Genomic DNA, 24,336 nt, shown 5'->3' with positions numbered 1-24,336 from the left:
CTGACAAATGGCAGAGATCGTTCTGGACAAGGTGAGCAAGAGGTACCCCGACGGCGCTTTGGCCGTTCAGGAGGTCAACCTCGAGATCGCCGACGGCGAGTTCATCATCCTGGTCGGGCCGTCCGGCTGCGGGAAGTCCACCACCCTCAACATGATCGCGGGCCTGGAGGACATCACCGAGGGCGAGCTGCGCATCGGCGGGCAGCGCGTCAACGAACGGGCGCCGAAGGACCGCGACATCGCGATGGTGTTCCAGTCCTACGCGCTCTACCCGCACATGACGGTGAAGGAGAACATGGCCTTCCCGTTGCGGCTGGCCAAGGTCGACAACGCGACGGTGGAGAAGAAGGTGAAGGAGGCGGCCGAGATCCTCGACCTCACCCAGCACCTCGAGCGCAAACCGTCCAACCTGTCCGGTGGCCAGCGGCAGCGCGTGGCGATGGGCCGCGCGATCGTGCGCAGCCCCAAGGCGTTCCTCATGGACGAACCACTGTCCAACTTGGACGCCAAGCTGCGCGTGCAGATGCGGACCTCGGTGTCGCGCCTGCAGAAGCAGCTCGGCACCACCACCGTCTACGTGACGCACGACCAGACCGAGGCGATGACCCTCGGCGACAGGGTCGTGGTCATGCGCGGCGGTGTCGTGCAGCAGATCGGCGCGCCGCAGTTCCTCTACGAGCACCCGGCCAACCTCTTCGTCGCGGGCTTCATCGGCTCGCCGTCGATGAACTTCGTGCCGGCGTCGCTGGAGAACGGCTCGCTGCGGTCGGTCCTGGGCGACGTGACGCTCACGGACCGGGTGCGGCAGCTGCTGGAGGGTGCCGACGCGCCCCGCGAGGTGATCCTGGGCATCCGCCCCGAGCACTTCGAGGACGCGGCGCTGGTCGAGCCGTCGAAGCTGTCGGCCGGCGGCAAGTTCACGCACCAGGTGGACGTGCTGGAGTCGATGGGCTCGGACAAGTACGCCTACTTCAACATCACCGGCGAGCAGGCGGCGTCGGCGGAGCTCCAGGAGCTGGCGGCGGACGCGGGATCGGACGACGTGCCGGGTGACGGCATCTCGCTCGTGACGCGGTTGTCGTCGGCGTCGGGTGCTGCCGAGGGTGCCTCGGCGGACATCTGGTTCGACGCGGACAAGGTGCAGCTCTTCGACCCGTCCAGCGGCAGGAACCTGACTTACACGGAACGGTGAATTCTCGTTTTACGGGCCGCCTTCCCCGCGCGGGGAAGGCGGCTTCTCTTTGTCACTCGATCGAGTTAGGGCCAAAGGTCTCTGCTCCGCCGGGCCGATTAGTCCAGGTCATCTGCCGGGCCGAACTCGGCTCGCCATTGGGCGCTCGGCAGCGACGTCTCAACGAAACATCTTCTGCGCCGCTTCGGTTCGTCCGCACGCTTGTCGAAGGCGGGTACAGGACCACAGGGGGGTTCCGGGGAACCGCCGCCGAGTGAGGAAAGAGAGCGTGCAATGGGGATCCTGGACGGTAAAGCGGTCGTCATCACGGGGGCGGGTCGCGGCTTGGGCGAGGCCTACGCGATGCACGCTGCCCTCGCGGGTGCATCGGTGGTCGTCAACGACAACGACGGTGACCTGGCAGAACGCGTCGCGGAGCACATCCGCGGCTACGGAGGCCGCGCCGTGGCCTCGAGCCACACGGTCGCCGACCCGAGCGAGGCGGCCAAGATCGTCGACCTGTGCGTCGACGAGTTCGGCCGCATCGACGGCCTCGTGAACAACGCGGGGCTGAACTACGAGACCGCGCCCTGGGAAGACGATCCGGAGACGATCAAGCACGTCGTCGAGGTGAACGTCCTCGGCGTCATCTACGTCGGAATCGCGGCGATGCGGGCGATGCGCGGCTTCGGCGGCGGCTCCATCATCAACATTTCCTCCGGCGCCTCCTTCGGTCAGCGCAAACTCGCCACCTATTCGGCGACCAAGGGCGCGGTGGCCTCGCTGAGCTACTCGTGGGCGCTCGACCTGGAGTCCGAAGGCATCCGCGTGAACGCCGTGTGCCCGGTCGCGCACACGCGGATGGTGTGGAAGTCGGAACGTTCTTTGCGCGCCATTCCCGCCGACCGCACGCCGGGCAAGGTGGCGCCGCTCGTGCTGTTCCTGCTCTCGGACCGCGCCGAGGGCATCACCGGGCAGGTCATCCGCTGCAACGGCCGGCAGCTGCACATCGTGGGGCAGCCGTACTTCAAGCAGCCGATGCTGGAGAGCGACAACTGGGACACCGCTTCGGTCGAGCGGGCGTTCACGGGCGTGCTGCAGGCGCACCTCGAACCGTACGGGTTGGAGAAGAGGATGCCTCCCCGGCTCCGTGCGCTGGTGGAGCCTTCGCAGACCGCCTAGTTCGGTGGACAAAAGTGTTGCCATCTGACCGTCAGGTGGCGACACTTTTGTCCATGGTCGGCACTCTCGCGAACACGTTCACGACGGCTGAGGCGCTCAGCAGCGGCATGCACCGCCGTGAGCTGTACGGCCTGCGTGACGACGGCGCGCTGATCGAGCTGTCGCGTGGTGTCTTCCGCTGGGCGAACGCCCCGGTACCGACCTTTCCTGATCTGCTGGCCGTGTCCAGACGAGTGCCGGCCGCCATCGTGTGCTGCGTATCAGCCGCGGCCGTGTACGACCTGACCGACGAAATACCCGTCGCCGTCCAGTTCGCGGTGCCACGACCACATCGGCCACCTCGGATCGACTATCCGCCGACCGAGGTGTTCCGCTTCACGGCTGACAAGTTCGAACTCGGTCTGTCCTCGGTGGAGGCTGCTCCGGGAGAGGTTGTTCGCATCTACACGAGGGAAAGGACAGTCGCCGACCTCATGAGGTTGAGGAACAGGCTCGGAGAGCCCCTTGCGCTTGCGGCGCTTCGCCGATACCTGCGCGGCCGGGACGCTCGACCGCGTGACCTGCTGGCGATGGCCCGCGAGCTCAACATTCTCGGTCCTGTGCGCACGGCGATGGACGCGGTGACGGCGGAGTGAGCCGACCCACGAAGGACACTCCGGCTGGTCGCGCATACCTGGACCTGCAGAACCGGGCACGCAGAGACAAGCGGCCAACTCAGGAGCTGCTGACTCTTTATGTGCTGGAGCGCTGGCTCGCCCGCCTCGCCGAGTCGCGGCACGCCGGCAAGTTCGTGCTCAAGGGCGGCGTGCTGCTCGCGGTCTTCGAAGCACGCCGCCCCACCACCGACGCCGATCTGCTGGCGAGGAACCTGCCCAACGACGAGGCGTCGGTCGTCGCCAGGGTGATCGAGATCGCCGAGCTCGAGATCGATCCCGACGACGGAGTTCGGTTCCTGACCGGTACGACGAGCGCGCGGACAATCCGTGATGACGACCTGTACTCCGGCGTCAGGGTCGGCATGGACTGCGAACTGTCCACTGCGAAGGTCAAACTGTGGCTCGACGTCAACTTCGGCGATCCGGTCACTCCGGCTCCGCAGGCTCTCCAGCTGCCGTCGCAACGGCCTGGAGTGCCAGGTGTGCCGGTGCTCGGCTATCCGATCGAGACAGTGCTCGCTGAGAAGTCGAGCACGGCGATCGCCTTGGGCGACACCAGCACACGGGTACGCGACTACGTCGACCTTTACACCCTCACCGGTCGGCAGGCCCTGTCGTACGGGTCGGTCCGTTCCGCGTTGGAAGCAACGGCAAGTCACCGTGGTGTCGAGATTCAGCCGCTCTCGGTTGTACTCGGAGACTTCGTGTCGCTGAGAGAGCCTGCGTATCGCGCGTTCAAACGGCGCCTTGGTGCGGATGGCGTGCATCTGCCCGACAGCTTCGGTGATGTTGTCGGCGCCGTGGTCGGGTTCGTGGACCCGTTGGCCGCGGGAGATCTCCTGGACGCCTGGGATCCGGGTGCGCGGAAGTGGACCTGAGCCGTTACTTCCAGGCCGGGTAGGACGGTGCCACTTCGGCGTAGCGCTCCTGCCAGTTCGGCAGTTCCTCGTCGTTGAGGTGCGCCCGCAACCGGTCGAGGAACGCGTGCGTGCCCGGGACGAAGCCGAGGGCGTTGCGTTCGGACAGTCCTCGGTGGGTGAACGTCAGCACTGTCGTGTCGCCGTCGGCTTTGAGCTCGTAGCGGACCACGCTGTCCTCCACGATTCGTTGCTGCCACTCGTGTTCGAAGACCGCGTGGCCGTCTTCCGGCGGCTGCCAGGTGAGGATGCGGCCCGTGACGCGCTTGGCCTCTGGTGGGGCGGGCGGGTCTTCGGGCTCGATGACGATCTCGCCGTCCGCGATGTGCGTGGTGCCGAACCACTGTGCGCGTTCGGCGGGGTCGGTGATGGCGGCCCAGACGCGGTCGATCGGGAACTTGAGTCTGCGCTCGAACGTGAGGGTGGCGTGGTCGCCGTTCAGCGACACGGTGCCGAGGTCGTTCATCACTTCTCCAGGTGCTGTTGCAGGGCGGCGAGGTGGTCGCGCCAGAAGCGGCGGTACGGGGTGATCCAGTCGTCGATGCGTTGCAGGCCATCGGGTTTCAGCGCGTAGATGCGGCGCTGGCCGTCCGGGCGGACCTCGACAAGGCCTACTTCTCTGAGTACCCGCAGGTGCCGGGAGACGGCGGGCTGGGTCAGGGTCGGCAGGCTGTCGACGAGCTCGCCCGCGGTGCGTTCGCGTTCGGCGAGCAGGCCGAGGAGATGGCGGCGGTTGGGTTCGGCGACGGCTTCGAAGACGTCCACGACGCCGAAGATAACTTCTGGCGTATATAAGCGCAAGCGTATGTGATTGGATGCGCTCGTGGAGTTCACGGGGGAACCTGTCGCGGTCGACTGGGAGGCCGTCGAAGGGTGGCTCGGGCTGCCGTTGCCGAGTGACTACAAGGCGATCGCGTCCTCGCGCGGGCCGCTCGACATCGGCGAGTTCATCTGGATGCACGTGCCGTGTGTCCAGGCTGGACGCTTCAACTGGGGTGAGTGGGTCAAGCAGACGCGTTCGGTCGCCGATGCGCCGCCTTCGTTGGTGCCGTGGGGCGCGACCCGCGGTGGTGGTTACCTGTTCTGGGACGCTTCCACTGGTGCTCCTGACGAGTGGCCGGTGGTGTGCTTCGACCACGACACCGGCTGGCACGACTACGGCATGACGATGTCGGGGCTGCTGGACACCGTTGTGGTCGAGGCGTTGCCGGCGTTGGGGATGTTGCCGGCGACCGCGGTGCGCACGGCGTTCCTCCGGCAGGCTGGTCCGTGGACGCCACCTGCGCCGGTCGACACGTCGGTCGCTCGCAAGCGCGCACTTGCCGAGGGGGCTAGGCTTTCGGTTCTGCGGTCATTGGTCGTGCCGCCTGCTCGGCCTCGTCTCGGCGCACGGTCGTGGGAGTGGTTGTTCGACTCGTTGGGCACGCATCTGCCGTCGGACTACGTGGCGTTCATGGAGTGCTACGGCGCTGGGGAGTTCGCGGGGTGGTTGCGGTTGTGGGCGCCGTTGGATCCGCACGGGTTGGTGGACCTGTCGGAGGGTGCGCTCGACGCCAACCGGCAGCTGCGGGCCGAGTTTCCCGAGTACCACCCGTTGCCGTTGTGGCCGGAGCCCGGCGGGTTCCTGCCGTTCGGTGACTCGATCGACGGCGACCAACTCGGGTGGTTGACGTCTGGCTCGTGGCCGCTGATCTTCGTGCCACGGCATGCCGATCAAGGGCTGCCGTTGGCTCTTTCGCTGGCCGACACGGTGCTGGAGTGGCTGCGGGGGGCGGTTGGTCACGCCGGGGCTGTGCCGGTTCGGGAAGTACGACGATCCGCTCGACCACGCGGAATTCCGGTCGTTTTAGCACGTCACACGGATGGCTGCCGAAATTGTCGGTGGTGGCTGTCACCATCGGGGCATGGCCGAGCGCAAACCCAGAGTCACCGACTGGCGACTCGTCGTGCAGTCCCGGTTGGACCGGGTCCGCGCGGATCTGGCCGCGCTCGGGCCGTCGGATCCGGTCGATCCCGAGGGCGACGTGTGGCGGCGCACGGCCGTGGAGCAGGCGGCGGTGGTGGACGCGATGCTCAGCGACCGGGAGCCGTGGTGGCGCATGCTGCCGTCGTGGTGGTCGGGCTGGCACATCGAACGGGCCTGGCGCGCCCTGCACGAGGCCGAGGTGGCGACGATCTCGGCCGAGCGCGGGTTCATGGGCCGGCTACCGGGTTTGCAGGCGCGGGTGGCGCAGTACCTGGACGACGACGATCCGCGGCGCCGCGCCCTGGAAGCGTTGCGGCCGGGGGAGTTCACGCCCGCGGTCGAGCGCGCGATCGTGGTGGACGCCCTGCGCGCCGCCTACGACAACTCGGACTTCGCCCACGCGGGCTCGCGGGCGTTGCGCAACAAGCTGATCGCGGCCTCGCTCGTGCTGTTCGTGATCAACACGGTGCTGGGCGTCGTCGGCATCGTGAAGCCCGGCATCATCCCGCTGTGCGTCGACCCCAAGGAGAACGCGCTGCCGACGGTCTGCCCCGGCGGCACCACTCGGGCGACCGGCGTGGACGTGTGGCTGGTGCAGGTGCTCGGCTCGTTCGGCGCGGTGCTGGCCGCCGTGGTCCTGCTCTTACGCCGCCGACCATCGCTCTCGCCGTACGTGATGATCGGCTACCAGGCCCTGATCAAGATCATGCTCGGAGCGGCACTGGCGGTGGTCGGCATTCTCGCGCTGGGAGCCGGCGTCACGAGCGGCCTGATCGGCATACCCTCGGCCGCGGCATTGCTGCTGTGGGCGGTCATCTTCGGCTACGCGCAACAGATCGGCACCCGGCTGCTCGACAAGTACACGGACGAGGTGCTGGACCAGGCCCGCCCGCTGCCGGACGCGCCGGACGGTCCGCGGGTGGTGCCGCGGTGAGCAGCGTGCCGGTCATGGCTTCGGTGCTTGGTGCGTGAGGCGTCGGGATGTTCAGCGGCGGTGCCCAGGTGAGCGTGTCAGTGGGGGCCGTAATGCGGGTTGGTCTTGGCCTCGGTGCTGTGGCGTGTGAGGCGTTGGGATGTTCAGCGGCGGTGAGCGTGTCGGTCAGGCGTGCGGTGCGGGCCGGTCGTGGCTTCGGTGCCGTGGTGCGTGAGGCGTCGGGAGGTTCAGCGGTGGTGCCCAGGTGAGCGTGTCGGCGAGGGTCACGGCACGTGTCAGCCGCGACTTCGGTCCAGCGGCGAGCGACGCGCTGGGAGCGTTGGCGCTGGCCGAGACCGGCAACCAGGACGTGGAGCGCGTCCACGCGGCGCTGGTGTTGATGGCGGACGGCAGTGTCGACAGGTTGTGGCAGGCCGTCGAGCTGAGCGCGCTGGACTGGCGCGACGTGCTCGTCAACGGCGGCCTGGCGAACGGAGACTGGCCGGAGGTGCTTGAGCGCGAGTTCCCGGAGCCGAAGGGCCGGTGATCAGCTGCGGTGGCCTCGGCCGTGCGATTGGGACTCCTCGCGCACGGCGTTGATCACCTCGGCGTCCCACCGGTGCGTGCGGATCAGGCGGTACCGCTCAGCCGCCACCCACATGTAGGCCTCGGTCTCGGTCCGGTCGCCGATCATGTCGGCCTGCCGCAGCATCGCCACGACGGGCTTGTACTCGTCGGAGTACCAGCGGCGAGCGACTTCGCCGCGGTCCAAGAAAGCGCACGAGTCCTGCATCAGACGGAAGCCCCAGGCCTCGATGTGCTCACCCAGCTCGGCGTAGTCCCACGGGTCGGACAGAACGACAGCGGCACGGGCCTCGCCGTTCAACGGCACGCGCTCCAAGAACAAGCGCCGGTAGTCCTTCACGATCAGGTCGCCGCGGTACCGGATGCCGGACGAGTTCACCCGCGTGATCACGGCCGTCACGTAGGCGTCGATCACCGAGAGTCCGAGGGCGTGAGCCACGGAGACGCGGTGGTGGCCGTCGACGATGAAGTGCAGCTCGCCGATGCGGTAGACCTCGATCGGCGGCACGCTTTCGCCGCGGCGGGCGGCCAGGGCCAGGCGTTGCCAGCGTTCGCGGACGCGGCCCGAGGTCGGGCGGAAGCGGCGGTCGAAGTCGCGGGTTCGGTCGACGCTGCCCACGATCGAGTCGAGGCGGATGGTCTGCAGGCCCAGGCGTTTTTCGGAGACCATGCCCAGGGCGTCCACCACCTCGTGGAACGGCAGCATGATGTTCACGTCGTCCGGTTCGCGGCGCAGCCAGGCGGCCAGCCGCGACATCACCTGGCGGCGTCGAGCGCGCAGGAAGTCGTTCTCGGCGTCGGCGACCGGGAAGCCGGTGTCACGTCTCATCGCGAACCCCCGAGATGTCCAGCACCTTGTAAGGAACAACGTTCACCACGCGCGTTGAGCCCAAAGAACGGTCCGGCCGCGGCACGCCGTGCGGGTGGATGTGGCCGTGCAGCATGAACGAAGGCTGCAACCGGGAGACCAGACCCTCGAAACAGGCGAAACCCCGGTGCGGTGCGTCCGGTTCGTCGCCACAACCGTAAGGCGGTGAGTGGGTCAGCAGCACGTCCACGCCACGTCCGTCCCGCAGCCTGCGCCACCCCGCCAGCCGGGACACCCGGCGGGCTCGGCGGGCCTGCTGCCGTTCCGTCCACTGGTTCGGGCCCTTGTTGTAGCGGATCGAACCACCGAGACCGGCTATGCGCAGGCCGGCGACGTCGATCACGCGTTCGTCCGCGTTCACCGCACCGGTTGGTCCTGGCCAGCGGACCGGGACACCCGCCTTGGTCCACAGGCCGCGCACGTTCGAGTAGCCGGAGAGGTCGGCGTCGTGGTTGCCGGGGACGAACACCAGGGGCTTGTCCAGCGCGTTGGCCAGGTGCTCCAGGTAGTCGAAGGGGAGATCGCCCGCCGCCACGATCAGGTCCACGTCGAGCGAGTGCACCTGATCAGTCCACAGCTGTTCCACGATCTCGTCCGCCACCGCGAGCACCCGAACCATTCCAGCAGCGTAATAAGGCTTTCTCCGGATGACGCGGGACAGCTCTCCCACTAGCGTCAACAGGGTGCTTGCCGAGCTGTTCGTCGCGGACGCGGGCGCACCGCGCGACCGCAGTCCACTGACCCGACAACTCATCGAGGACGCCGCGGCCGATCTCCGGCGAGGCGGCGTCACGACCCAGATCATGGCGGGTTCGGCACGCGACCGGGACGGCACCATGCCCGGGCTGCGGTTTGCCGGCGCCGTGCACCGCCTCGTGCTCGAAGGCAGGGCGCCACGCCTGGCGAAGCACTACCCGTCGGTCGGGGGACAGCCGGACCTCGAGACGCTGTGGGACGACGCGCTGCCCGCCCTCAACGAGCACGCCGACCTGCTCAGACAGTGGATCAGCGCCACGACGGTGCAGACCAACGAACCCGCTCGCAGCGCTCCCCTCTACGGAGGACTGCTGGTCGCCGCGCAGGAGGCCGCGAAGGCAGCCGGCCGCACGGTGCCGTTCTGCGTGCGGCTGCTGGAGGTCGGGGCGAGCGGCGGGCTCAACCTGCGTCCGCACCACATCGGCTACCGGCTGGAGGACCGTGTGCTCGGCGATCCGCACAGCCTCCTCGTGTTCGACCCGGAGTGGACCGGCAGACCACCCGCTGACCTCGACCACCGGCTGCGCGTCGTCGGCAGGGCAGGCTGCGACCTCACGCCGGTCGACGTGTCCACAGAGGACGGACGGCTGCACCTGAGCTCATTCGTCTGGGGAGACCAGGTCAGCCGGTTGAACCGCCTCCGCGACGCGCTCGACCTCGCCGCGACGGATCCGGTCAAGGTCGAGAGGTCAGCGGGCCCGGAGTGGCTGGCGAAACAGCTCGCCCGCGCCGAACGCGACGTGCTCACCGTCGTGTGGCATTCCGTGGTGTGGCAGTACGTCTCGCCCGCGGACAGGGCGATGGGACGGGCGGTGCTGGCGGACGCGGCGGCGAAGGCCACGCCCACGACACCGTTGGCACTGCTGGTGTTCGAGTCGCGGCGGTCCGACGACGCGGAGGAGGGCTACCGGTTCGAGCTGCTGCTCAAGCTCTGGCCCGCCGGACTGTCGCTGAACCTCGGGTACGGCAGCGGCCACGGCGCACCGTTCACGTGGCAGGTCACCCCTTGGGAGTGACGAGCGGGTTCACCACGAAGCGCCCGTCGACTTCCTCTACGGGCAGCCGGAACTCCGAACGGGTGCCGTCGCGCGTGTACTCGACGACGACGGCACCGTCGCGGTAGAGACCGCGCTCCACCCGCGCGGTCTGCAAGGTCTCCACGGTCGACTTGGCGACGTCCTCGCCGCCCACCGCCAGCAACGGCTGCAACTTGTGGAAGTCGTGTGCGCGCAACGCACTCGTCACTTCCGCCGCGAGCTCGTCCGGCGACTCCTTCCCGGCGTCGGGCCAGGAAGCGATCGAGATGAACACCATCGTCAGCCAGCCGACGGCGAACACCACGATCCAGAAGCGCAGGTTCCTCAGCTGGCGACGCACGTCAGGGCGTTCCGGAGATCAGGACGAAGACGGTGGTGATCCAGCAGAGCAGGAACGCGAGGATCCAGAACCGGACGTTGGTCAGCAATCTGGTCATGACAAAGCCCTTCTACAACGAACAAAGCGAACGAAACCGGGACCTACAGCCAGCGATTTCGGCGCAATATTCGGTAGAGCGTCAGGCAGGCGATGAGGACCAGACTCATCACCAGGGGATAGCCGAACTTCCACTTCAGCTCGGGCATGTAGTCGAAGTTCATGCCGTACACGCCGACGACCATGGTGGGCACGGAGATGATCGCGACCCACGAGGTGATCTTGCGCATGTCGGTGTTCTGCTGCAGCGTGATCTTCGCGAGCGTCGCGTCGACCAGCGTGGTCAGCAGTTCGTCGAACGCCGTGACGCGCTCGGAGACCTCGGTGAGGTGGTCGTCGACGTCGCGGAAGAAGGCGCGCACCTGCTCGGGGATGAGCGGCGTGTAGCCCTCCGCCAAGCGGCGCAACGGGTTCGCGAGCGGCATCACCGCGCGGCGCAGCTCCACGACCTCGCGCTTGAACATGTAGATCTGCTCGGCGCTCACCTCGGTGCGCGGCGCGAAGACGCGCTCCTCCATGCGGTCGATGTCGTCCTCGATGTGGTCGGTCACCTCGAGGTAGTTGTCGACGACGTGGTCCGCGATCGCGTGCAGCACAGCGGAAGGACCGATCTCCAGACGCTCCGGGTCGTCCTCCATCTCGTGGCGGAGCTTGGACAGCCCGGAGTGGTTGCCGTGCCGCACCGTGATGACGAAGTCCTTGCCCAGGAACACCATGATCTCGCCGGACTCGACGATCTCGTTGGCGGTGTCGGGGGATTCGTTCGTCACGTAGCGAACGGTCTTGAAGACCATGAAGAGCGTGTTGTCGTACCGCTCGAGCTTGGGGCGCTGGTGCGCGTGCACCGCGTCTTCCACCGCGAGCTCGTGCAGTCCGAACGTGTCCGCGATGCCCTCGATCTGCTCGGCGTCGGGCTCGTGCAGGCCGATCCAGACGAAGCCGTCCTTGCGCTTGCGCACTTCCTTGACGGCGTCGATGTGCGTCCAGCGGCCGGGCAAGCGCTTGCCGTCGACGTAGACCGCGCAGTCGACCACGTAGTGCGACAACGGCACGGAGATGTGCGGCGTCGGGCGCTGCTGGGCGCCGCGTCCGCGGATCGAGGGCAAGCTGGGCATGGTGAGTTCCTCCAGGGCCACACGTCGTCGAAGATCGAAAACACGACGGGCGTCCTGACCGGGTGAAACTCAGCTGACTAGAACGATCTAGCAGGCCACCTCGGTGAGGACGCGCTTGGTACTGGCAGGGTGGGGGTCCTTGCTCATTTAGGGGTCCTCACCTCCTCGGGGCGAAGTCACTGGTGGTGGAAATCCTCACACACCGGTTGCCGAGGGTACTCCCTCCGCGTAAAGACTGTCTCCCCACCTGAGACAGATCTCGATCACACGTAGTTGGAGGCGCGGTGCAGTTCGGTCGGTACTACGAGGAGTTCGAGGTCGGAGCGGTCTACAAGCACTGGCCTGGCAAGACGGTCACGGAGTACGACGACCACCTGTTCTGCCTGCTCACCATGAATCACCACCCGCTCCACATGGACGTGAACTACGCGGAGAACACGACCGACTTCAAGAAGAACGTCGTGGTCGGCAACTACATCTACTCGTTGCTGCTGGGCATGTCCGTGCCCGACGTCTCCGGCAAGGCGATCGCCAACCTGGAGATCGAGTCGCTGCGGCACGTGAAGCCGACGTTCCACGGTGACACGATCTACGGTGAGACCGAGGTGCTCGACAAGACGCCGTCCAAGTCGAAGGACGACAGGGGCGTTGTCTACGTGGAGACTCGCGGTTACAAGCAGGACGGCACGGTCGTGTGCATCTTCCGGCGCAAGGTCATGGTGCCGAAGAAGTCCTACGGTGACGCTCGCGGTGGCGAGCAGCCTGGACGCCCTGAGCCCAAGGAGTGACGTGACGACTCTGGATCTGGCACAGCAACGTTTGCGGGCGTTCGCGGAGGAGGCAGCAGGAATTTCGCCTCTCTACGAGCACCTCGCGTCGCGTGCTGCCGCGGATCCGGAGATCGCCGAGCTGCTGACCGCCGCCAGCGAGGACAACGCCACGGGCGAGCTCCTGCTGGCGGCGGCGCATCGGCTCGTGCAGGCCGAACCGTTCCACCAGCTCTCGAACTACTACCCGTCGCTCGGTGGGACCTACGGCGCGGACGAGAGCACCTGGCCGTTGTTCCGCGACTTCCTGCTGGAGCGCGGTGACCGCGTGCGGGCTTTGGTGAGCTCGCAGGTGATCCAGACCAACGAGGTTCGCAGAGCGGCGCTGCTCTACCCGGCGGTGGCCGCGGCGGCGAAGCAGGCGGGCGGGCCGATCGGGCTCGTCGAGGCCGCGACGACCGCGGGCCTGCTGCTCGGGCTCGACCAGTACTCGTACCGCTACCAGACGCAGGAGGCCGGCCAGCTCGTCGCCGGGCCCGCCAAGGCGGCGCTGGGTCTGCACTGCGCGCTGGAGCTGGCGCCGGGCGCGGTGCTGCCGAAGCTGCCCAAGACGGTGAAGGTGGCCGCGAAGGCGGGCATCGGCGTGGCCCCCGCCGATCTGACCGACGAGGACGCCTACGCGTGGCTCGAGGCGTGTGTGTGGGCGGACCAACCGGAGCGGCTGCGGCTGTTCGGCGTCGCGTGCGGCGTCCTTCGCAAGAACCCGCCCCGGCTGGTGACCGGCGACCCGGTGGCGGACCTCGCCAAGGCCGTCGAGGGCATCGATGCACCGCTCGTAGTCATCTCCAGCGGCTCCGGGCTCGACCTGCTGCCTGCTTTGTCCGCTTTGGGCAGGCCTGCCTGGTGGGCCGCGCACGAGGGCGGCGAGGTGCGGCTTGTTCGTGTGAGTGACGCGGGCGTCGAGACGACCACTCTGGCGACCACCGAGGCCCACGGGCAACGTCTCGTTTGGCGTTGAGCGGTTTCCTCGATCGCGTGAACCCTGATCAGGCTCTGGGCAGGCAGTTCCAGTCGGAAAGCGCTTGCACGAGGCCTTCCGTCGTCGGAAGTGTGGCCAAGGTCGCACTGTCCGCCCAAGCGACATCCGATGCGTCGTCGCCCGCTCGGAGCACACCCGACGTGACCTGGCATTCGTAGTCGAAGATCAAATAAACCCCGTTCGGGGCCGCTCGCTCGACGCTTCCGACGAGACGGCCGACGGTGACGGAGAGTCCTGTTTCCTCGGCGACTTCCCTAGTCACGGCAGCCTCGTCGGTCTCGTTCGGCTCCACTCGTCCCCCTGGTATCGACCACATGCCCTCACCAGGTGGATTGGCGCGTTGCACGAGCAGTAGTCGCCCATTCGAGTCATGTACGACCGCTCCGACACAACGGATCGTGCGCTCATTGCTGCCCGTCACGAACACGAAGCGTAGTCACCCCTCAACGGCGGTGCAGTGCGATAGCCCGGCAGCGGTACAAATGTCCCAAGGCACTGAATCGTGCTGTACAACGGTCACGAACGGCGCCAAACGGGTGCGGAACGCGGACGGGGTGGACACCGTGAACCTGAAGAAGATCCTCACTTTCGCCGGGATCGCCTTGCTGCTGTTCTTCCTCATCGCGGAGCCCCAGCAGGCGGCCCAACTGGTCACCAACATCCTCAACTCGCTGCGAACTGCGGCTGAGGCCCTGATCACCTTCGTGCGACAATTGTTCTAGTTCACCCGGCGTCGACGGGTGGGCAGGGACAGGGCACTGGCTGGTACCGGGAAGGGCTGGTAGCGCATGTTCGCACCACGTGATCCAGACGACTACCTGCTGTCGAGCGAGCGTCGGGTCATCCGGGTGCGCAGGCACTGGTCCTACCTGATCTGGGACGTGCTCGAAGCCGCGGCACTGCTCGCGGGCTTCATGATGATCTCGTACCTGCTCCCGTCGAACGCGGGCGTGATCCAGAACGTGCTGTGGTACGGCGGGCTGCTCGTGCTGCTGCGGCTCGCCTACTTCATCATCGAGTGGTGGGTCGAGCGCATCGTCGTCACCGACAAGCGGTTCATGCTGACGTCGGGCGTCTTCGAGACCAAGGTCGCGATGATGCCCATCAGCAAGGTCACCGACCTCACGTATGAGAGGACCGTGGGCGGGCGAATGCTCGGCTACGGCACGCTGATCGTGGAGTCGGCCGGTCAGATCCAGGCGTTGAACCGCCTGGAGTTCCTGCCGGACCCCGAAGAGGTGTACGACGCCATCTCGGAGCTGACCTTCGGCGACAAGAAGGCGCAGGCCGAGCGGTTCTCGATGATCAAGGCGCAGCGGGCCGCGCGCGGCAAGAAGATGGTCCCCTAGCCGGGCCTCACAGGGGCGTCGTCCACACTGGACGACGTGGTCATCGATCTGCACACCCATTCGTCCGAGTCCGACGGCACCGACAGCCCTGCCGAACTGGTGGAGGCGGCGGCGCTAGCCGGACTCGACGCGGTGGCGATCACGGACCACGACACCGCCGCCGGATGGGCCGAGGCCGTTGCCGCATTGCCTCCTGGCCTGCGGCTCGTGCGTGGTGCCGAACTCTCCTGCGCGTGTCCTGACGGCCGTGGTCGCACGATCACCGTGCACCTGCTGGCCTATCTCTACGACCCGACGCACGCGGCGTTGATGCTCGAGCAGTCGCGGTTGCGCGAGGAGCGGCGGCACCGGCTGCAGAAGATGGCCGAGATGATGCAGGCCGACGGCTTCCCGATCGACCCGGTCGACCTGATGGAAAAGCTGCCGTTCGACGCGCCGGCCGGTCGGCCGCACCTGGCCCAGGCGTTGATCCGGGCCGGGGTGGTGTCGTCGGTCGACGAGGCGTTCGCGACTTACCTGACCGGCGGACGTTATTACGTGGGGCGGACTGACACCCCGGTCGAGCGGGCCATCGAGATGATCACGGAAGCCGGTGGCGTGACTGTGCTGGCGCATCCGTTCGCTCGGTCACGAGGGCCGATCGTCACGGCGGACGTGGTGCGTGAGTTGTCCGGTGTCGGCCTGGGCGGGGTTGAGATCGACCACCCGGACCACGATGCTGCTACGCGGGTGTCGTTGCGTTCGCTCGCCGACGAACTGGGCTTGATCGTCACCGGGTCGAGTGACTACCACGGGACGAACAAGACGGTGCGGCTCGGCGCGGAGACGACGGCCCCGGAGATGCTGGATGCTCTGGCTTCGAGGGCGACAGGCGGCAAGATCCTCGTGGGATAGGTGGCACTGTGTTCAACCTGCGGCTGTTCATCGAGGCCTCGATCACGCTGCTGGTGATCATGGACCCGCCCGGCACCGTGCCCGTGTTCCTGGGCCTGGTCGGGCGCAAGTCGCGGGACGCGCGCAAACGGGCGGCGCGGCAGGGCGTGCTGGTGTCGTTCCTCGTGATCACGCTGTTCGCCGTCGCGGGCAACTCGATCCTGGCGTACATGCACATCGGCATCCCCGCGCTGCAGGGCGCGGGCGGGTTGCTGCTGTTGCTGATCGCGCTGGACCTGCTGACGGGCAAGGGCGCGACCAACCACCCCGAGGTCGAGGACGTCAACATCGCGCTGGTGCCGTTGGGGACGCCGTTGCTGGCCGGGCCCGGTGCCATCGCCGCGACGATCGTGTTCGTGCGTCAGGCGGACGGCGCCATCGGTTCGTACGTGGCGTTGGCCGCGGCGATCGTGGCCGTGCACCTCGTGCTGCTGGGGACGCTGCGGTCCGCCGGGTTGCTGATCAAGGTGTTCAAGGAGAGCGGGATCCTGCTGATGGCCAAGATCGCCGGTCTGCTGCTGGCCGCGATCGCCGTGCAGCTGGTCGCGTCCTCGATCGCGGGCTTCATCTCTTCCGGGGTCTAGCGCTCGATGTGCGCCTTGTCGCCGTCGATGATGATCGGGCGCTCGATGAGGCTCGGGTTCGCGACCATGTGCGCGATCCACTTGGCGCGGTCGTGCGCCAGCAGCTTGGGGTACGCGGGTTCCTTGGTGCGCGCGATCTCCCAGGGCTCCTTGCCCAGCAGCGTGAGGACGTGGTCGAGCTCCTCGGCCGTCGGAGTGTCGTCGAGGTAGCGGCGTTCGGTGTACTCGACACCCTCGTCGTCCAGGCGCTGCTTGGCGGCGCGGCTCTTGGAACAGCGCGGGTTGTGCCAGATCTCCATGCCGTTCATTTTCTGTCAGGGTGCCTGAGTAACTTGGTCGGGGTGGACCAACTCGGCTTCGACTTTGGTGTTCAGCCCCGGCGACTGGTGCGCGTGACGCCCGCGAAGCTCGCTACGTGGACGGACTGCCCACGCCGTTTCCGGATGACTTACCTAGACCGGCCGTCGCCACCTCGCGGCGGTGCCTGGGCGCACAACACGCTGGGTGCGGTGGTGCACAACGCTTTGAAGGCGTTGTTCGACCTGCCGGTGGAGAAGCGCACGCCGGACCAGGCCGTGGCGCTGGTGAACCGGCAGTGGAAGTCCGAGGGTTTCCGCGACGTCGACCAGGCCGCCGAGTACCGGTCGCGGGCTGGTGGCTGGGTGCACGACTACGTGGCTTCGCTGGACGTGGCTTTCGAACCGCTCGGCGTGGAGCGGTGGGTGTCGTCGCCGACCGAGCGGATCGTGGCCGAGGGACGGGTCGACCGGATCGACTACCGCGACGGCGAGCTGGTGATCGTCGACTACAAGACCGGGCGGCACGTGCTGACCTCGGACGACGCGCGCGGTTCGCAGGCGTTGGCCTTGTACGCGTTGGCTGCGCGCAGGACGTTGCGCAAGCCGTGCCGGCGGGTCGAGCTGCACCACCTGCCGTCGGGGTCGGTGGCGGTGTGGGAGCACACGGAGGAGTCGCTGGCCCGGCACGTGCGGCGGGCGGAGGAGGCCGCCGACGAGATCGACATGGCCTCGGAGACGTTGAAGGCCGGTGGTGACCAGGAGATCCTGTTCCCGCCGGTCACGGGGCGGCAATGTCAGTGGTGCGACTTCCGGAGGAGCTGTCCTGAGGGGCAGCAGGCGGCTCCGGCGATCGAGCCCTGGTCGTTGCTGGCGCCGTGACCCTCGGGGCATCGGCACCGGCCGACCCGTAGGGTGGCGAGGGTGGAAGTCGAAGCAGCAAAGCGACCCTCGCGGATCTTCGGAATCCTGCGCGCCGTGAGCGGTGTGCTCGCGGTGGGCATCGTGCTGCTCGCACTGGGGAACATCGGCGTCCAGTTCTACGCGAACGCCCGCGACCTGCCGGGACCTGGCACGTTGTCGGTGGTCGCGCACGTCGTGGCGGCGTTGCTGGTGGTCGCCGGGCAGATCGTGGCCGACCGGTATGCGGACTGGAAGGCGCCGGTCGCCTCGCTCGCGGTGCTCGTGGTCACCGGGGCGACGCTGTGGACCTTCTGGTGGGCCTAGGCGGTCGCCGCGTCGGTGCGGATCAGGCCGAGGCGCAGGGCTGACATCAACGCCTGGGCGCGGTTCGAGGCCTGAAGCTTTTCGTAAAGGCGTGAGACGTAGGTCTTGGCGGTCGACGGCGACACGTACAGGGTGCGGGCGATCGCCGGGATCGACTCCCCGTTCTGCAGCAGCATCAGCACCTCGCGCTCGCGCGGCGAGAGTGCCAGGCGTGCGGTGGTGGACTGGCGGCGTGCCATCGCGAGGGCCAGGCCGGAAGCGGTGAACGACGAGGCCGCGACGGCCGCGTGCCGGATGGCGCAGACGATCTCCTCGACCGGGGCGCTCTTGCCCACGAAGGCCGAGGCGCCGGTCTCCAGCGCGCGGAACAGCACGTCGTCCTCGCCGTGCGCGGTCAGGATGACGATCCCCAGTGACGGGTAGCGGTCGCGCAGCTCGCGGGCCAGCCGGAGCCCGTCCCCGTCCGGGAGGTCCACGGCCATGGTGACGACGTCCGGCGACGACGAAGCAATCAAGGCCCGGGCTTCGGCGCCTGTGCTCGCCTCCGCGACCACCTCGAGATCGGGGTTCGCGGCGGCGAGCTTCGTCAGGCCGAACCGGGTGAGCGTGTGTCCGTCGACGACGACAACGTTGATCGCCATGAGCTGACCCCCTCTCTTGGTGAAGGTTCAACCCGCATGTCGTTTCGGACATCTCACTTGGTTACACCGAAGGGCCTAATAGAGTCGTTCGGCCTTGTTCGGCCAGGGACCATCAGAGGCCGGTCAGCACTCTGGCGATGCTGATGATGCCCGGTCCTATGATCACCACGAACATGGCCGGGAACAGGCAGGTGATCAGCGGGAACAGGATTTTCACCGGGACCTTCTGAGCCGCTTCCTCGGCCCGCTGGCGACGCCGCAACCGCATCTCACGGGCTTGTTCGCGCAGCACCGCGGCGATGGGAACACCGAGTTCACCCGCTTGGGCGAGGGCCGAGACGAACGCCCGCAGCTCGGAGACGGTCGTGCGCGTGGTCAACGCCCGCAGGGCCTCGTTACGCGACTTGCCGATCTGCATCTCCTGCAGGACGCGGGCGCACTCCTGGGCCAGCGGGCCGTGCGTGTTGCGGGCGACCTGGGCGAGGGCCGCGTCGAAGCCGAGGCCCGCTTCCACACAAACGGTCAGCATGTCCATGGCGTCCGGCAGGGCGCGGCGGATCTTCTCCTGGCGTTTCTGCCCCGCGTTCAGCAGTAGCAGGTCGGGCAGGAAGAAGCCGAACCCGCCCCCGGCGGCGATGCCCACCACCAGCCAGCCCGCCGAGCGGAACGAGAGGAACGCGCCCAGCGCGGCACCGAAGAGCAGGCCCATGCCCTTGAACGCCAGGATCCGGTCCGGGGTCCAGGTCGGCGGGTTGCCGGCCAGGTCGAGGCGGTGCTGCAGCCGCATCGCGACGCCGGACGGCGAGAGCCGCAGGCCCAGCAAGCGGAGCCAGCCAGGTGACTGGACGTCGTCCTGGGCCGAGGCGGCGGGCGCCGCCGAGTAGCTCGTCTCGATCAACGCCAGCGAGCCGGCGGCGGAGGCTCGCGGTCGGAGCATGAGTGCGAAGGCGCCCAACGCGACCGCGAGCAGCAGGCAGCCGAGGCCGATGACCAGTGCCATGTCACACCTCCACGCGCACGAGCTTGCGCATCCAGAGCGAGCCGAGAACGAGGAACACGAACGCCCCCACGAGCATCACGAGGCCCATCACCGTCGTGTACAGCGGGCGCATGTACTCCGTCCGGAACCAGAACAGGAACACGGCCAGGCCGACCGGCAGACCGATCAGGACGTAAGCGGAGAGGCGTCCCTCCGCGGAAAGCGCCCGCACATGGCGGCGGGTCTGCGCGCGTTCCCGCATGGTCACGACGGTGTTCATCAGGACCTCGGCGAGGTTGCCGCCCACCTGTCGCTGGATCCGCACGGCCATCACGACCCAGGCGAGGTCGGCGCTCCGCATCCGGAACGCCACGCGCTCCAGGGCGTCCTCCAGCTCGGCACCGATCCGGGTGGCGGCCAGCGCGCGGGAGAACTCGCCCGCCGTCGGCTGCGTGTCGTCCCGCACCACGGCGTCGACCGCCTGGGCCAGCGAGAAGCCCGAGCGCAACGAGCTGGCGACGAGCTGCAGCACGTCCGGGAGCTGGTCGGCGAACGCGGCTCGGCGCTTGGAGGCGCGCATCGACATGTACAGCGCGGTCAGCAGCCATCCGCACAGCGCGCCCAGCGGGATGCCGAGCCACCACGTCGTCGCCAGGCTCAGCACCGCAGCGAGCGCGATCGAGACGCAGATCCGCAGCAGGGTCCACTCCGCCGGGGTGGCCTTCATCCCGGCGAGGTCCAGGCGGTCCGCGGTGCGCGCGGTGCCGCCGGCGGTCATCACCCGAGCCGTCCACACGACGGCGGTCTGCGCGGCCTGACTCTCTTCCTGCACAACAGGTTCACGCTGCGGTCCGTAGTGGTCGAGGTGCTGTGCGAGCTTCCGCCCCGACGCGGCGCGACGCGGCGCGAACAGCAGGACCACCCCGAAGAACAGCACCAGGAACGTCCCGGCGATCAGGACCCCCGCCTGCCAGTTCTGCCCTGGAGTCGCCACCGGGGGAGCGACGGCCACCGGGGCAGGGGCCTCCACCGTGACCGGAGGCGCCGACGGCGGGGCCACGGTCGTCGAAGGCACGGTGAGCGCGGCGAAAGCGGCGGCGAGCGCGGGCGCGTCGGACGCGGTCAGCAACTGGCCACCCGCGGCGGAAGCGATGCGGCGCAGCGACTCGTCGCTGTACTGGAAGCCGATCACGTCGGTCGGCACACCGGCGGCGGCCACGGCGGAGACGGCGGCGTCCACAGTGGACTTCGACACTGTGTCCTCGCCGTCGGACACGATCACCATCCGCCGTTCGGAGATGCCCTGCAGCGCCGACAGACCGACCGGAACCGCGTCGAAGAGCGACGTGTCACCCTTGGCCTGCAACCGATCCAGCGCTCCGGTCAGCGCGCCGCGGTCGGCGGTGGGAGCGAGCACGAGCGACGGCTGGGTGGAGAACGCGACCAGCCCGACCTGCACGTCCGCGGGCAACGAGCCCACGTACGTCGCGATCGCCTGTCGAGCGACGACGATCCGATCCGGAGCCATCGAGCCGCTGGTGTCGATCAGCACCACCACCCCGCGAGAGGGCGCGGCGTGAGCGAAGGCGCTGAACACGAACGTCAGCAACGCGCCGACCACGAGCCCGGCGAGAACTCTTCTCATCGCACACCACCCTGGAACAGATGCGGCGGGACGTCGATCCCGCGATCCCGCAGGCGTTCCACGAAGTGCGGCCGCAACCCCGTCGACTTCAACGACCCGCGGTAGAACCCGTGCTCGTCGACGCCCGCGTGGAAGTCGAACTGGAAGATGTCCTGCAGCGTGACGATCTCGCCCTCCATCCCGATGACCTCGGTGATGTGGGTGATCCGCCGCGTGCCGTCCTTCAGACGACTCTGGTGCACGATCAGGTCGATCGCGGACGCCATCTGCTCGCGGATCGCCCGCGCCGGCAGGTCGACACCGGCCATCAGCACCATGGTTTCGAGGCGGGACAACGAGTCCCGCGGCGAGTTCGAGTGCACGGTGGTGATCGAACCGTCGTGGCCGGTGTTCATCGCCTGCAGCATGTCCAGCGCGGCACCGTCGCGGACCTCGCCGACGATGATCCGGTCTGGCCTCATGCGCAGTGCGTTGCGCACCAGGTCCCGCACCGCGATCTCACCGCGTGCCTCCACGTTCGGCGGCCGGGCTTCCAGTCGCAGCACGTGGTCCTGGCGCAGCTGGAGCTCGGCCGCGTCCTCGATGGTGACGATGCGTTCGTCAGCAGGCACGAACGACGACAGCACGTTCAACGACGTCGTCTTGCCGGAGCCGGTGCCGCCGCCGATCAGGACGTTCATCCGCCCGTGCACGCAGCACTGCAACAGATACGCGGTCGCCGGCGTCAGCGTGCCGAACCCCACCAGGTCGTCGACGGTGAACGGGTCGGCGGCGAACTTGCGGATCGTCAGCATCGAGCCGTCCAGCGCGATCGGCGGCACGACGGCGTTGACGCGGCTGCCGTCGGGCAGCCGGGCGTCGACCATCGGGGAGGCCTCGTCGACGCGGCGGCCGACCTTCGCGACGATCTTGTCGATCGTCCGGCGCAGGTGCGACTCGTCCGCGAACGCCACGGGCACCGGTTCCAGCCGCCCGCCCCGCTCCACGTAGACCTGGTCGAACCCGTTGACCATGATCTCGGAGATGCCGGGGTCGCGCAGATATGGCTCCAGCGGGCCGTGGCCGAGGATCTCGTCCAGGACCTCCAGCGCGACGCGGGCTCGGTCGGCGTTGGTCAGCGGCGTCTCGTCGCGTTCCAGCACGGCCTGCAACGTCTGGCGCACACGGGCTTCCAGCTCGCGCTGGTCGAGGTGCGCGTCGTAGAGCTTGGGGCCCAGCACCTCCAGCAGTCCCGCGTGGACACTGCGCTTGACGTCGGCGAAGGGGTCCGCCACGCGGGTGTTCCTGCGCGCCTGCGGTGCCGGCGAGCTGGATTCCCGTTGTGCGGCAATGCGGTTGGCCAGGCTCACCGGAACCACCTCTTCGAGGACTTGGTAGCGACGACAGCGGGTTCCGCGAGGACGTGCTCGCGGGCGAACCGCGTGATCGCCTCGCTCACCGGGTGCTTGGGCTGGTCGAGGACGATCGGATTGCCCTTGTTGACCGAGATCGGCACGTCCCGGCTCGACGGCACGTGCGCGCGGATGTCGCTGCGCACGACGCGGTCGATGTCGTCCATCGTGAGGCCGACCTTGGCGTCCGAGCGGTTCAGCACGACCGAACGGATGTCGTGCGCGTACGACAGCAGGTCCAGCATGTCCAGCGTCACGCGCAGGTTCTTCAACGCGGGCACGTCCGGCGTGGTCAGCAGGACGTGGTGGTGCGAGGCGTCCATCGCGGCCAGCACGTGCTCGCTGAACGCGGACGGCGTGTCGACCACGACGAAGTCGAACATCGTGGGCAGCACTTCGAGCAGTTCGCTGACCAGCCCGGCCGGAATCCGTTCCGCGTCACCGGGTTCGACCGGTGCGAGCAACGCGCTGAGGCCTGGCCTGCACGACGTGAGCAGCGACGCGGCACCGGCGGCGTCGACGTGGCCGAGCATGCCGAGCCCGTGCACGATCGTGCGAACCGGTTCGGCGCGCAGGCAGATCCCGACGTCGCCGAACGCGAGATCCAGGTCCACCAGGCACACCGAGCGTTCGCCACCGGCCGCGAGCACCGCGGCGAGGTTCACCGCGAGGGTCGTCTTGCCGCACCCGCCCTTCGCGGCGAACACGGTGACGACCTGCCCCTGCCTGCGTTCCTCCAGACGTGGCTGCGGCACCCCGGTGACCTGCGCCGACAACGCACGCGACCGGGTGCACGCGTCCACCAGCGAGGCGAGGTCGTCCCGCGCGACGACCTCGCGCACGCCGGAGCGCAGCGCCCTGGACAGCACGGAGATGTCGAGCGCCTCGCGCAGGAGCACCACGCCGACCGAGGGACGTTCGAGGCGCAGCGCCTCGGTGAACGCCAGCGCCTGGTCCAGGTTGATCGACGAGCCGACCACGACGAGCGACTCGACGGGGTCCGCGGCGAGCAGCCCGGAGGCCTCGCGCAGTGACTCGACGGTGCGGACCTCGCCGCCGAGCGCGAGGGAGAGCTGTCCGGCAAGGGCGGCCGGTTCGCACAGGATCGTCATGGCACGCCTCAGTTTCCGAACAGGGAGCGGTTGTCGACGCCGTTGCCCGGCGCGATCTCGGACTTGCCGCCGAGCAGTGCGAAGTAGAGCGTTCCGGTCTGCTGGCCGTGGATGAGCCTCTCCGCGTCCGCCTGCTTCACCGCGACCGTGACGATCGCCTTGCCGACGTCGCCGTTGTCCGCGGCCTGCTTCTCGTCGACGACGGAGAGGACCTCGAGGCCGGTCAGCAGCAGGCGGGTGGACTGGTTTCGTTCGTACTGCTTGGAAAGCCCATCACCGGCCGGGGTGTTCCCCTTGCCCTCCATGACGGTGAAGGTGTCGAAGACCGCGACCTTCGAGCCCTTCTGGATGAGCCCGCCTGCCCGTTGCCAGGCCTCTGTCGGCACGGTCACCGCGATCATGCCGTCGGGGATCGAGATGCCCTTGGCCAGCGACGCGGCCTCGGTGAACAGCGTCTTGGTGAGCAGCTGGCCCTCGGCGACCTCCGACGACGTGACGAGGCTCGCGACCGAGGAGTCCACTGAGGACATCGCGTTCGCCGGCACGCTGCTCTTGGGCATCTGCTGCTGTTCCACGAGGTCTGCCAGCTTGTCCCCGGCTGTTCCGGCGGGAATCCGGTCTTTCGCGACGAGCACGGTGACCGCCTGCTGGCCCGCGATGGCGCGGGAGTCGGCGTTGCGGACGTAGAGGAACACCCCGGCGCTGCCGCAGACGGCCAGCACTGCTGCCAGGACGATGATGAATGCGCGGTTCTTCATGACAACTCCTGGG

At 68.1% G+C, this 24,336-nt stretch carries 29 protein-coding genes and 1 pseudogene; 16 read left to right on the top strand and 14 right to left on the bottom strand.

All coding sequences use genetic code 11. The features are described 5' to 3' along the window. Positions 1–7: 7 nt before the first annotated feature. The 4 genes from ugpC (at position 8) to AB0M24_RS39875 (ending at position 3,887) form a co-directional block, all read left to right on the top strand. A complete protein-coding gene (ugpC, locus tag AB0M24_RS39890; RefSeq protein ID WP_363778880.1) occupies positions 8–1,192 on the top strand; it encodes a sn-glycerol-3-phosphate ABC transporter ATP-binding protein UgpC in 1,185 nt (394 codons plus the stop codon). A gap of 273 nt (positions 1,193–1,465) precedes the next feature. After that, entirely contained in the window at positions 1,466–2,353 is an 888-nt protein-coding gene (locus tag AB0M24_RS39885; protein WP_363778878.1) for an SDR family oxidoreductase, read from the top strand. A 53-nt stretch (positions 2,354–2,406) separates the two neighbouring features. Further along, positions 2,407–2,988 carry a type IV toxin-antitoxin system AbiEi family antitoxin domain-containing protein gene (locus AB0M24_RS39880; protein WP_363778876.1) on the top strand — a complete coding sequence of 194 codons (582 nt, stop codon included), beginning with the start codon at positions 2,407–2,409 and terminating at the stop codon, positions 2,986–2,988. After that, positions 2,985–3,887, top strand: a complete 903-nt coding sequence (locus AB0M24_RS39875; RefSeq protein ID WP_363778874.1) for a nucleotidyl transferase AbiEii/AbiGii toxin family protein — start codon at positions 2,985–2,987, stop codon at positions 3,885–3,887. Before AB0M24_RS39880 ends, AB0M24_RS39875 begins: the two co-directional genes overlap by 4 nt. Before the next feature lie 4 nt (positions 3,888–3,891). Here AB0M24_RS39875 and AB0M24_RS39870 read toward each other — a convergent pair whose 3' ends face one another. Together AB0M24_RS39870 and AB0M24_RS39865 are read right to left on the bottom strand one after the other, a co-directional pair. Then, a complete protein-coding gene (locus AB0M24_RS39870) occupies positions 3,892–4,392 on the bottom strand; it encodes an SRPBCC domain-containing protein (RefSeq protein ID WP_363778872.1) in 501 nt (166 codons plus the stop codon). Beyond that, positions 4,392–4,691 carry a metalloregulator ArsR/SmtB family transcription factor gene (locus tag AB0M24_RS39865; RefSeq protein WP_363778870.1) on the bottom strand — a complete coding sequence of 100 codons (300 nt, stop codon included), beginning with the start codon at positions 4,689–4,691 and terminating at the stop codon, positions 4,392–4,394. Before AB0M24_RS39865 ends, AB0M24_RS39870 begins: the two co-directional genes overlap by 1 nt. 454 nt (positions 4,692–5,145) lie before the next feature. On the opposite strand from AB0M24_RS39865, the pseudogene AB0M24_RS39860 reads away from it, so the two are divergent. The 3 genes and pseudogenes from AB0M24_RS39860 to AB0M24_RS39850 form a co-directional block, all read left to right on the top strand. Beyond that, a pseudogene (locus AB0M24_RS39860) lies at positions 5,146–5,661 on the top strand (SMI1/KNR4 family protein); the annotation flags it as partial. Between the two features lie 169 nt (positions 5,662–5,830). Next, positions 5,831–6,826: a hypothetical protein gene (locus AB0M24_RS39855; protein ID WP_363778868.1), complete on the top strand. Its 996-nt coding sequence runs from the start codon at positions 5,831–5,833 to the stop codon at positions 6,824–6,826. Positions 6,827–7,070: 244 nt separating this feature from the next. Next, entirely contained in the window at positions 7,071–7,352 is a 282-nt protein-coding gene (locus AB0M24_RS39850; protein ID WP_363778866.1) for a hypothetical protein, read from the top strand. Here AB0M24_RS39850 and AB0M24_RS39845 read toward each other — a convergent pair whose 3' ends face one another. Together AB0M24_RS39845 and AB0M24_RS39840 are read right to left on the bottom strand one after the other, a co-directional pair. Further along, entirely contained in the window at positions 7,353–8,219 is an 867-nt protein-coding gene (locus AB0M24_RS39845) for a chromosome partitioning protein ParB (protein ID WP_363778864.1), read from the bottom strand. Further along, entirely contained in the window at positions 8,209–8,877 is a 669-nt protein-coding gene (locus AB0M24_RS39840) for a metallophosphoesterase (RefSeq protein ID WP_363778862.1), read from the bottom strand. The genes AB0M24_RS39845 and AB0M24_RS39840 overlap by 11 nt, the downstream gene beginning before the upstream one ends. 64 nt (positions 8,878–8,941) lie before the next feature. Here AB0M24_RS39840 and AB0M24_RS39835 point away from each other — a divergent pair, with 64 nt between their 5' ends. Beyond that, positions 8,942–10,030, top strand: a complete 1,089-nt coding sequence (locus tag AB0M24_RS39835) for a DUF2332 domain-containing protein (protein ID WP_363778860.1) — start codon at positions 8,942–8,944, stop codon at positions 10,028–10,030. On the opposite strand, the gene AB0M24_RS39830 is transcribed toward AB0M24_RS39835, so the two are convergent. Beyond that, positions 10,014–10,391, bottom strand: coding sequence for a hypothetical protein (locus tag AB0M24_RS39830; protein WP_363778858.1), 378 nt, complete (start codon positions 10,389–10,391; stop codon positions 10,014–10,016). The genes AB0M24_RS39835 and AB0M24_RS39830 overlap by 17 nt on opposite strands. 140 nt (positions 10,392–10,531) lie before the next feature. Beyond that, the gene (gene corA, locus AB0M24_RS39825; RefSeq protein WP_363778856.1) at positions 10,532–11,602 is read right to left on the bottom strand and encodes a magnesium/cobalt transporter CorA; all 1,071 of its coding nucleotides are present in this window, start codon (positions 11,600–11,602) and stop codon (positions 10,532–10,534) included. Positions 11,603–11,886: 284 nt separating this feature from the next. Here corA and AB0M24_RS39820 point away from each other — a divergent pair, with 284 nt between their 5' ends. Both AB0M24_RS39820 and AB0M24_RS39815 read left to right on the top strand, forming a co-directional pair. Beyond that, positions 11,887–12,390, top strand: a complete 504-nt coding sequence (locus AB0M24_RS39820) for a MaoC family dehydratase (RefSeq protein WP_112271026.1) — start codon at positions 11,887–11,889, stop codon at positions 12,388–12,390. A 1-nt stretch (position 12,391) separates the two neighbouring features. Then, positions 12,392–13,387: a DUF2332 domain-containing protein gene (locus AB0M24_RS39815; protein ID WP_363778853.1), complete on the top strand. Its 996-nt coding sequence runs from the start codon at positions 12,392–12,394 to the stop codon at positions 13,385–13,387. A 28-nt stretch (positions 13,388–13,415) separates the two neighbouring features. Here the strand turns inward: AB0M24_RS39815 and AB0M24_RS39810 are convergent, their stop codons facing one another. Further along, positions 13,416–13,829: an NUDIX hydrolase gene (locus AB0M24_RS39810; RefSeq protein WP_363778987.1), complete on the bottom strand. Its 414-nt coding sequence runs from the start codon at positions 13,827–13,829 to the stop codon at positions 13,416–13,418. Positions 13,830–13,971: 142 nt separating this feature from the next. Between AB0M24_RS39810 and AB0M24_RS39805 the strand changes: the two genes are divergently transcribed. The 4 genes from AB0M24_RS39805 to AB0M24_RS39790 all read left to right on the top strand — a co-directional run bounded on the left by AB0M24_RS39805 (position 13,972) and on the right by AB0M24_RS39790 (position 16,274). Further along, on the top strand, positions 13,972–14,130 hold the full coding sequence (locus AB0M24_RS39805; RefSeq protein WP_167971300.1) for a hypothetical protein: 159 nt from the start codon (positions 13,972–13,974) through the stop codon (positions 14,128–14,130). 66 nt (positions 14,131–14,196) lie between these two features. After that, entirely contained in the window at positions 14,197–14,757 is a 561-nt protein-coding gene (locus tag AB0M24_RS39800; RefSeq protein WP_045314770.1) for a PH domain-containing protein, read from the top strand. A gap of 36 nt (positions 14,758–14,793) precedes the next feature. Then, entirely contained in the window at positions 14,794–15,651 is an 858-nt protein-coding gene (locus tag AB0M24_RS39795) for a PHP domain-containing protein (RefSeq protein ID WP_363778850.1), read from the top strand. An 8-nt stretch (positions 15,652–15,659) separates the two neighbouring features. Further along, positions 15,660–16,274 carry a MarC family protein gene (locus AB0M24_RS39790; RefSeq protein WP_363778848.1) on the top strand — a complete coding sequence of 205 codons (615 nt, stop codon included), beginning with the start codon at positions 15,660–15,662 and terminating at the stop codon, positions 16,272–16,274. Here AB0M24_RS39790 and AB0M24_RS39785 read toward each other — a convergent pair. After that, entirely contained in the window at positions 16,271–16,582 is a 312-nt protein-coding gene (locus tag AB0M24_RS39785) for an ArsC/Spx/MgsR family protein (protein WP_363778846.1), read from the bottom strand. The genes AB0M24_RS39790 and AB0M24_RS39785 overlap by 4 nt on opposite strands. Before the next feature lie 33 nt (positions 16,583–16,615). Between AB0M24_RS39785 and AB0M24_RS39780 the strand changes: the two genes are divergently transcribed. Together AB0M24_RS39780 and AB0M24_RS39775 are read left to right on the top strand one after the other, a co-directional pair. After that, positions 16,616–17,452: a PD-(D/E)XK nuclease family protein gene (locus AB0M24_RS39780; protein ID WP_363778844.1), complete on the top strand. Its 837-nt coding sequence runs from the start codon at positions 16,616–16,618 to the stop codon at positions 17,450–17,452. A 42-nt stretch (positions 17,453–17,494) separates the two neighbouring features. Beyond that, complete coding sequence (locus AB0M24_RS39775) at positions 17,495–17,797, top strand: hypothetical protein (RefSeq protein ID WP_363778842.1); 303 nt, start codon at positions 17,495–17,497, stop codon at positions 17,795–17,797. Here AB0M24_RS39775 and AB0M24_RS39770 read toward each other — a convergent pair. The 6 genes from AB0M24_RS39770 to cpaB all read right to left on the bottom strand — a co-directional run bounded on the left by AB0M24_RS39770 (position 17,794) and on the right by cpaB (position 24,323). Next, entirely contained in the window at positions 17,794–18,438 is a 645-nt protein-coding gene (locus AB0M24_RS39770) for a response regulator transcription factor (protein ID WP_363778840.1), read from the bottom strand. The genes AB0M24_RS39775 and AB0M24_RS39770 overlap by 4 nt on opposite strands. A 112-nt stretch (positions 18,439–18,550) precedes the next feature. Next, the gene (locus tag AB0M24_RS39765; protein WP_363778838.1) at positions 18,551–19,438 is read right to left on the bottom strand and encodes a type II secretion system F family protein; all 888 of its coding nucleotides are present in this window, start codon (positions 19,436–19,438) and stop codon (positions 18,551–18,553) included. A gap of 1 nt (position 19,439) precedes the next feature. After that, complete coding sequence (locus tag AB0M24_RS39760; RefSeq protein ID WP_363778836.1) at positions 19,440–21,062, bottom strand: VWA domain-containing protein; 1,623 nt, start codon at positions 21,060–21,062, stop codon at positions 19,440–19,442. Beyond that, entirely contained in the window at positions 21,059–22,411 is a 1,353-nt protein-coding gene (locus AB0M24_RS39755; RefSeq protein WP_363778834.1) for a CpaF family protein, read from the bottom strand. The genes AB0M24_RS39760 and AB0M24_RS39755 overlap by 4 nt, the downstream gene beginning before the upstream one ends. Further along, positions 22,408–23,565: an AAA family ATPase gene (locus AB0M24_RS39750; protein ID WP_363778832.1), complete on the bottom strand. Its 1,158-nt coding sequence runs from the start codon at positions 23,563–23,565 to the stop codon at positions 22,408–22,410. Before AB0M24_RS39750 ends, AB0M24_RS39755 begins: the two co-directional genes overlap by 4 nt. A gap of 8 nt (positions 23,566–23,573) precedes the next feature. Then, positions 23,574–24,323, bottom strand: a complete 750-nt coding sequence (cpaB, locus tag AB0M24_RS39745; RefSeq protein WP_363778830.1) for a Flp pilus assembly protein CpaB — start codon at positions 24,321–24,323, stop codon at positions 23,574–23,576. Positions 24,324–24,336: the final 13 nt, after the last annotated feature.

This window comes from Lentzea sp. NPDC051838 (assembly GCF_040681245.1).
Classification (GTDB): Bacteria; Actinomycetota; Actinomycetes; order Mycobacteriales; family Pseudonocardiaceae; genus Lentzea.
This window is presented reverse-complemented; position numbering and strand designations above follow the sequence as displayed.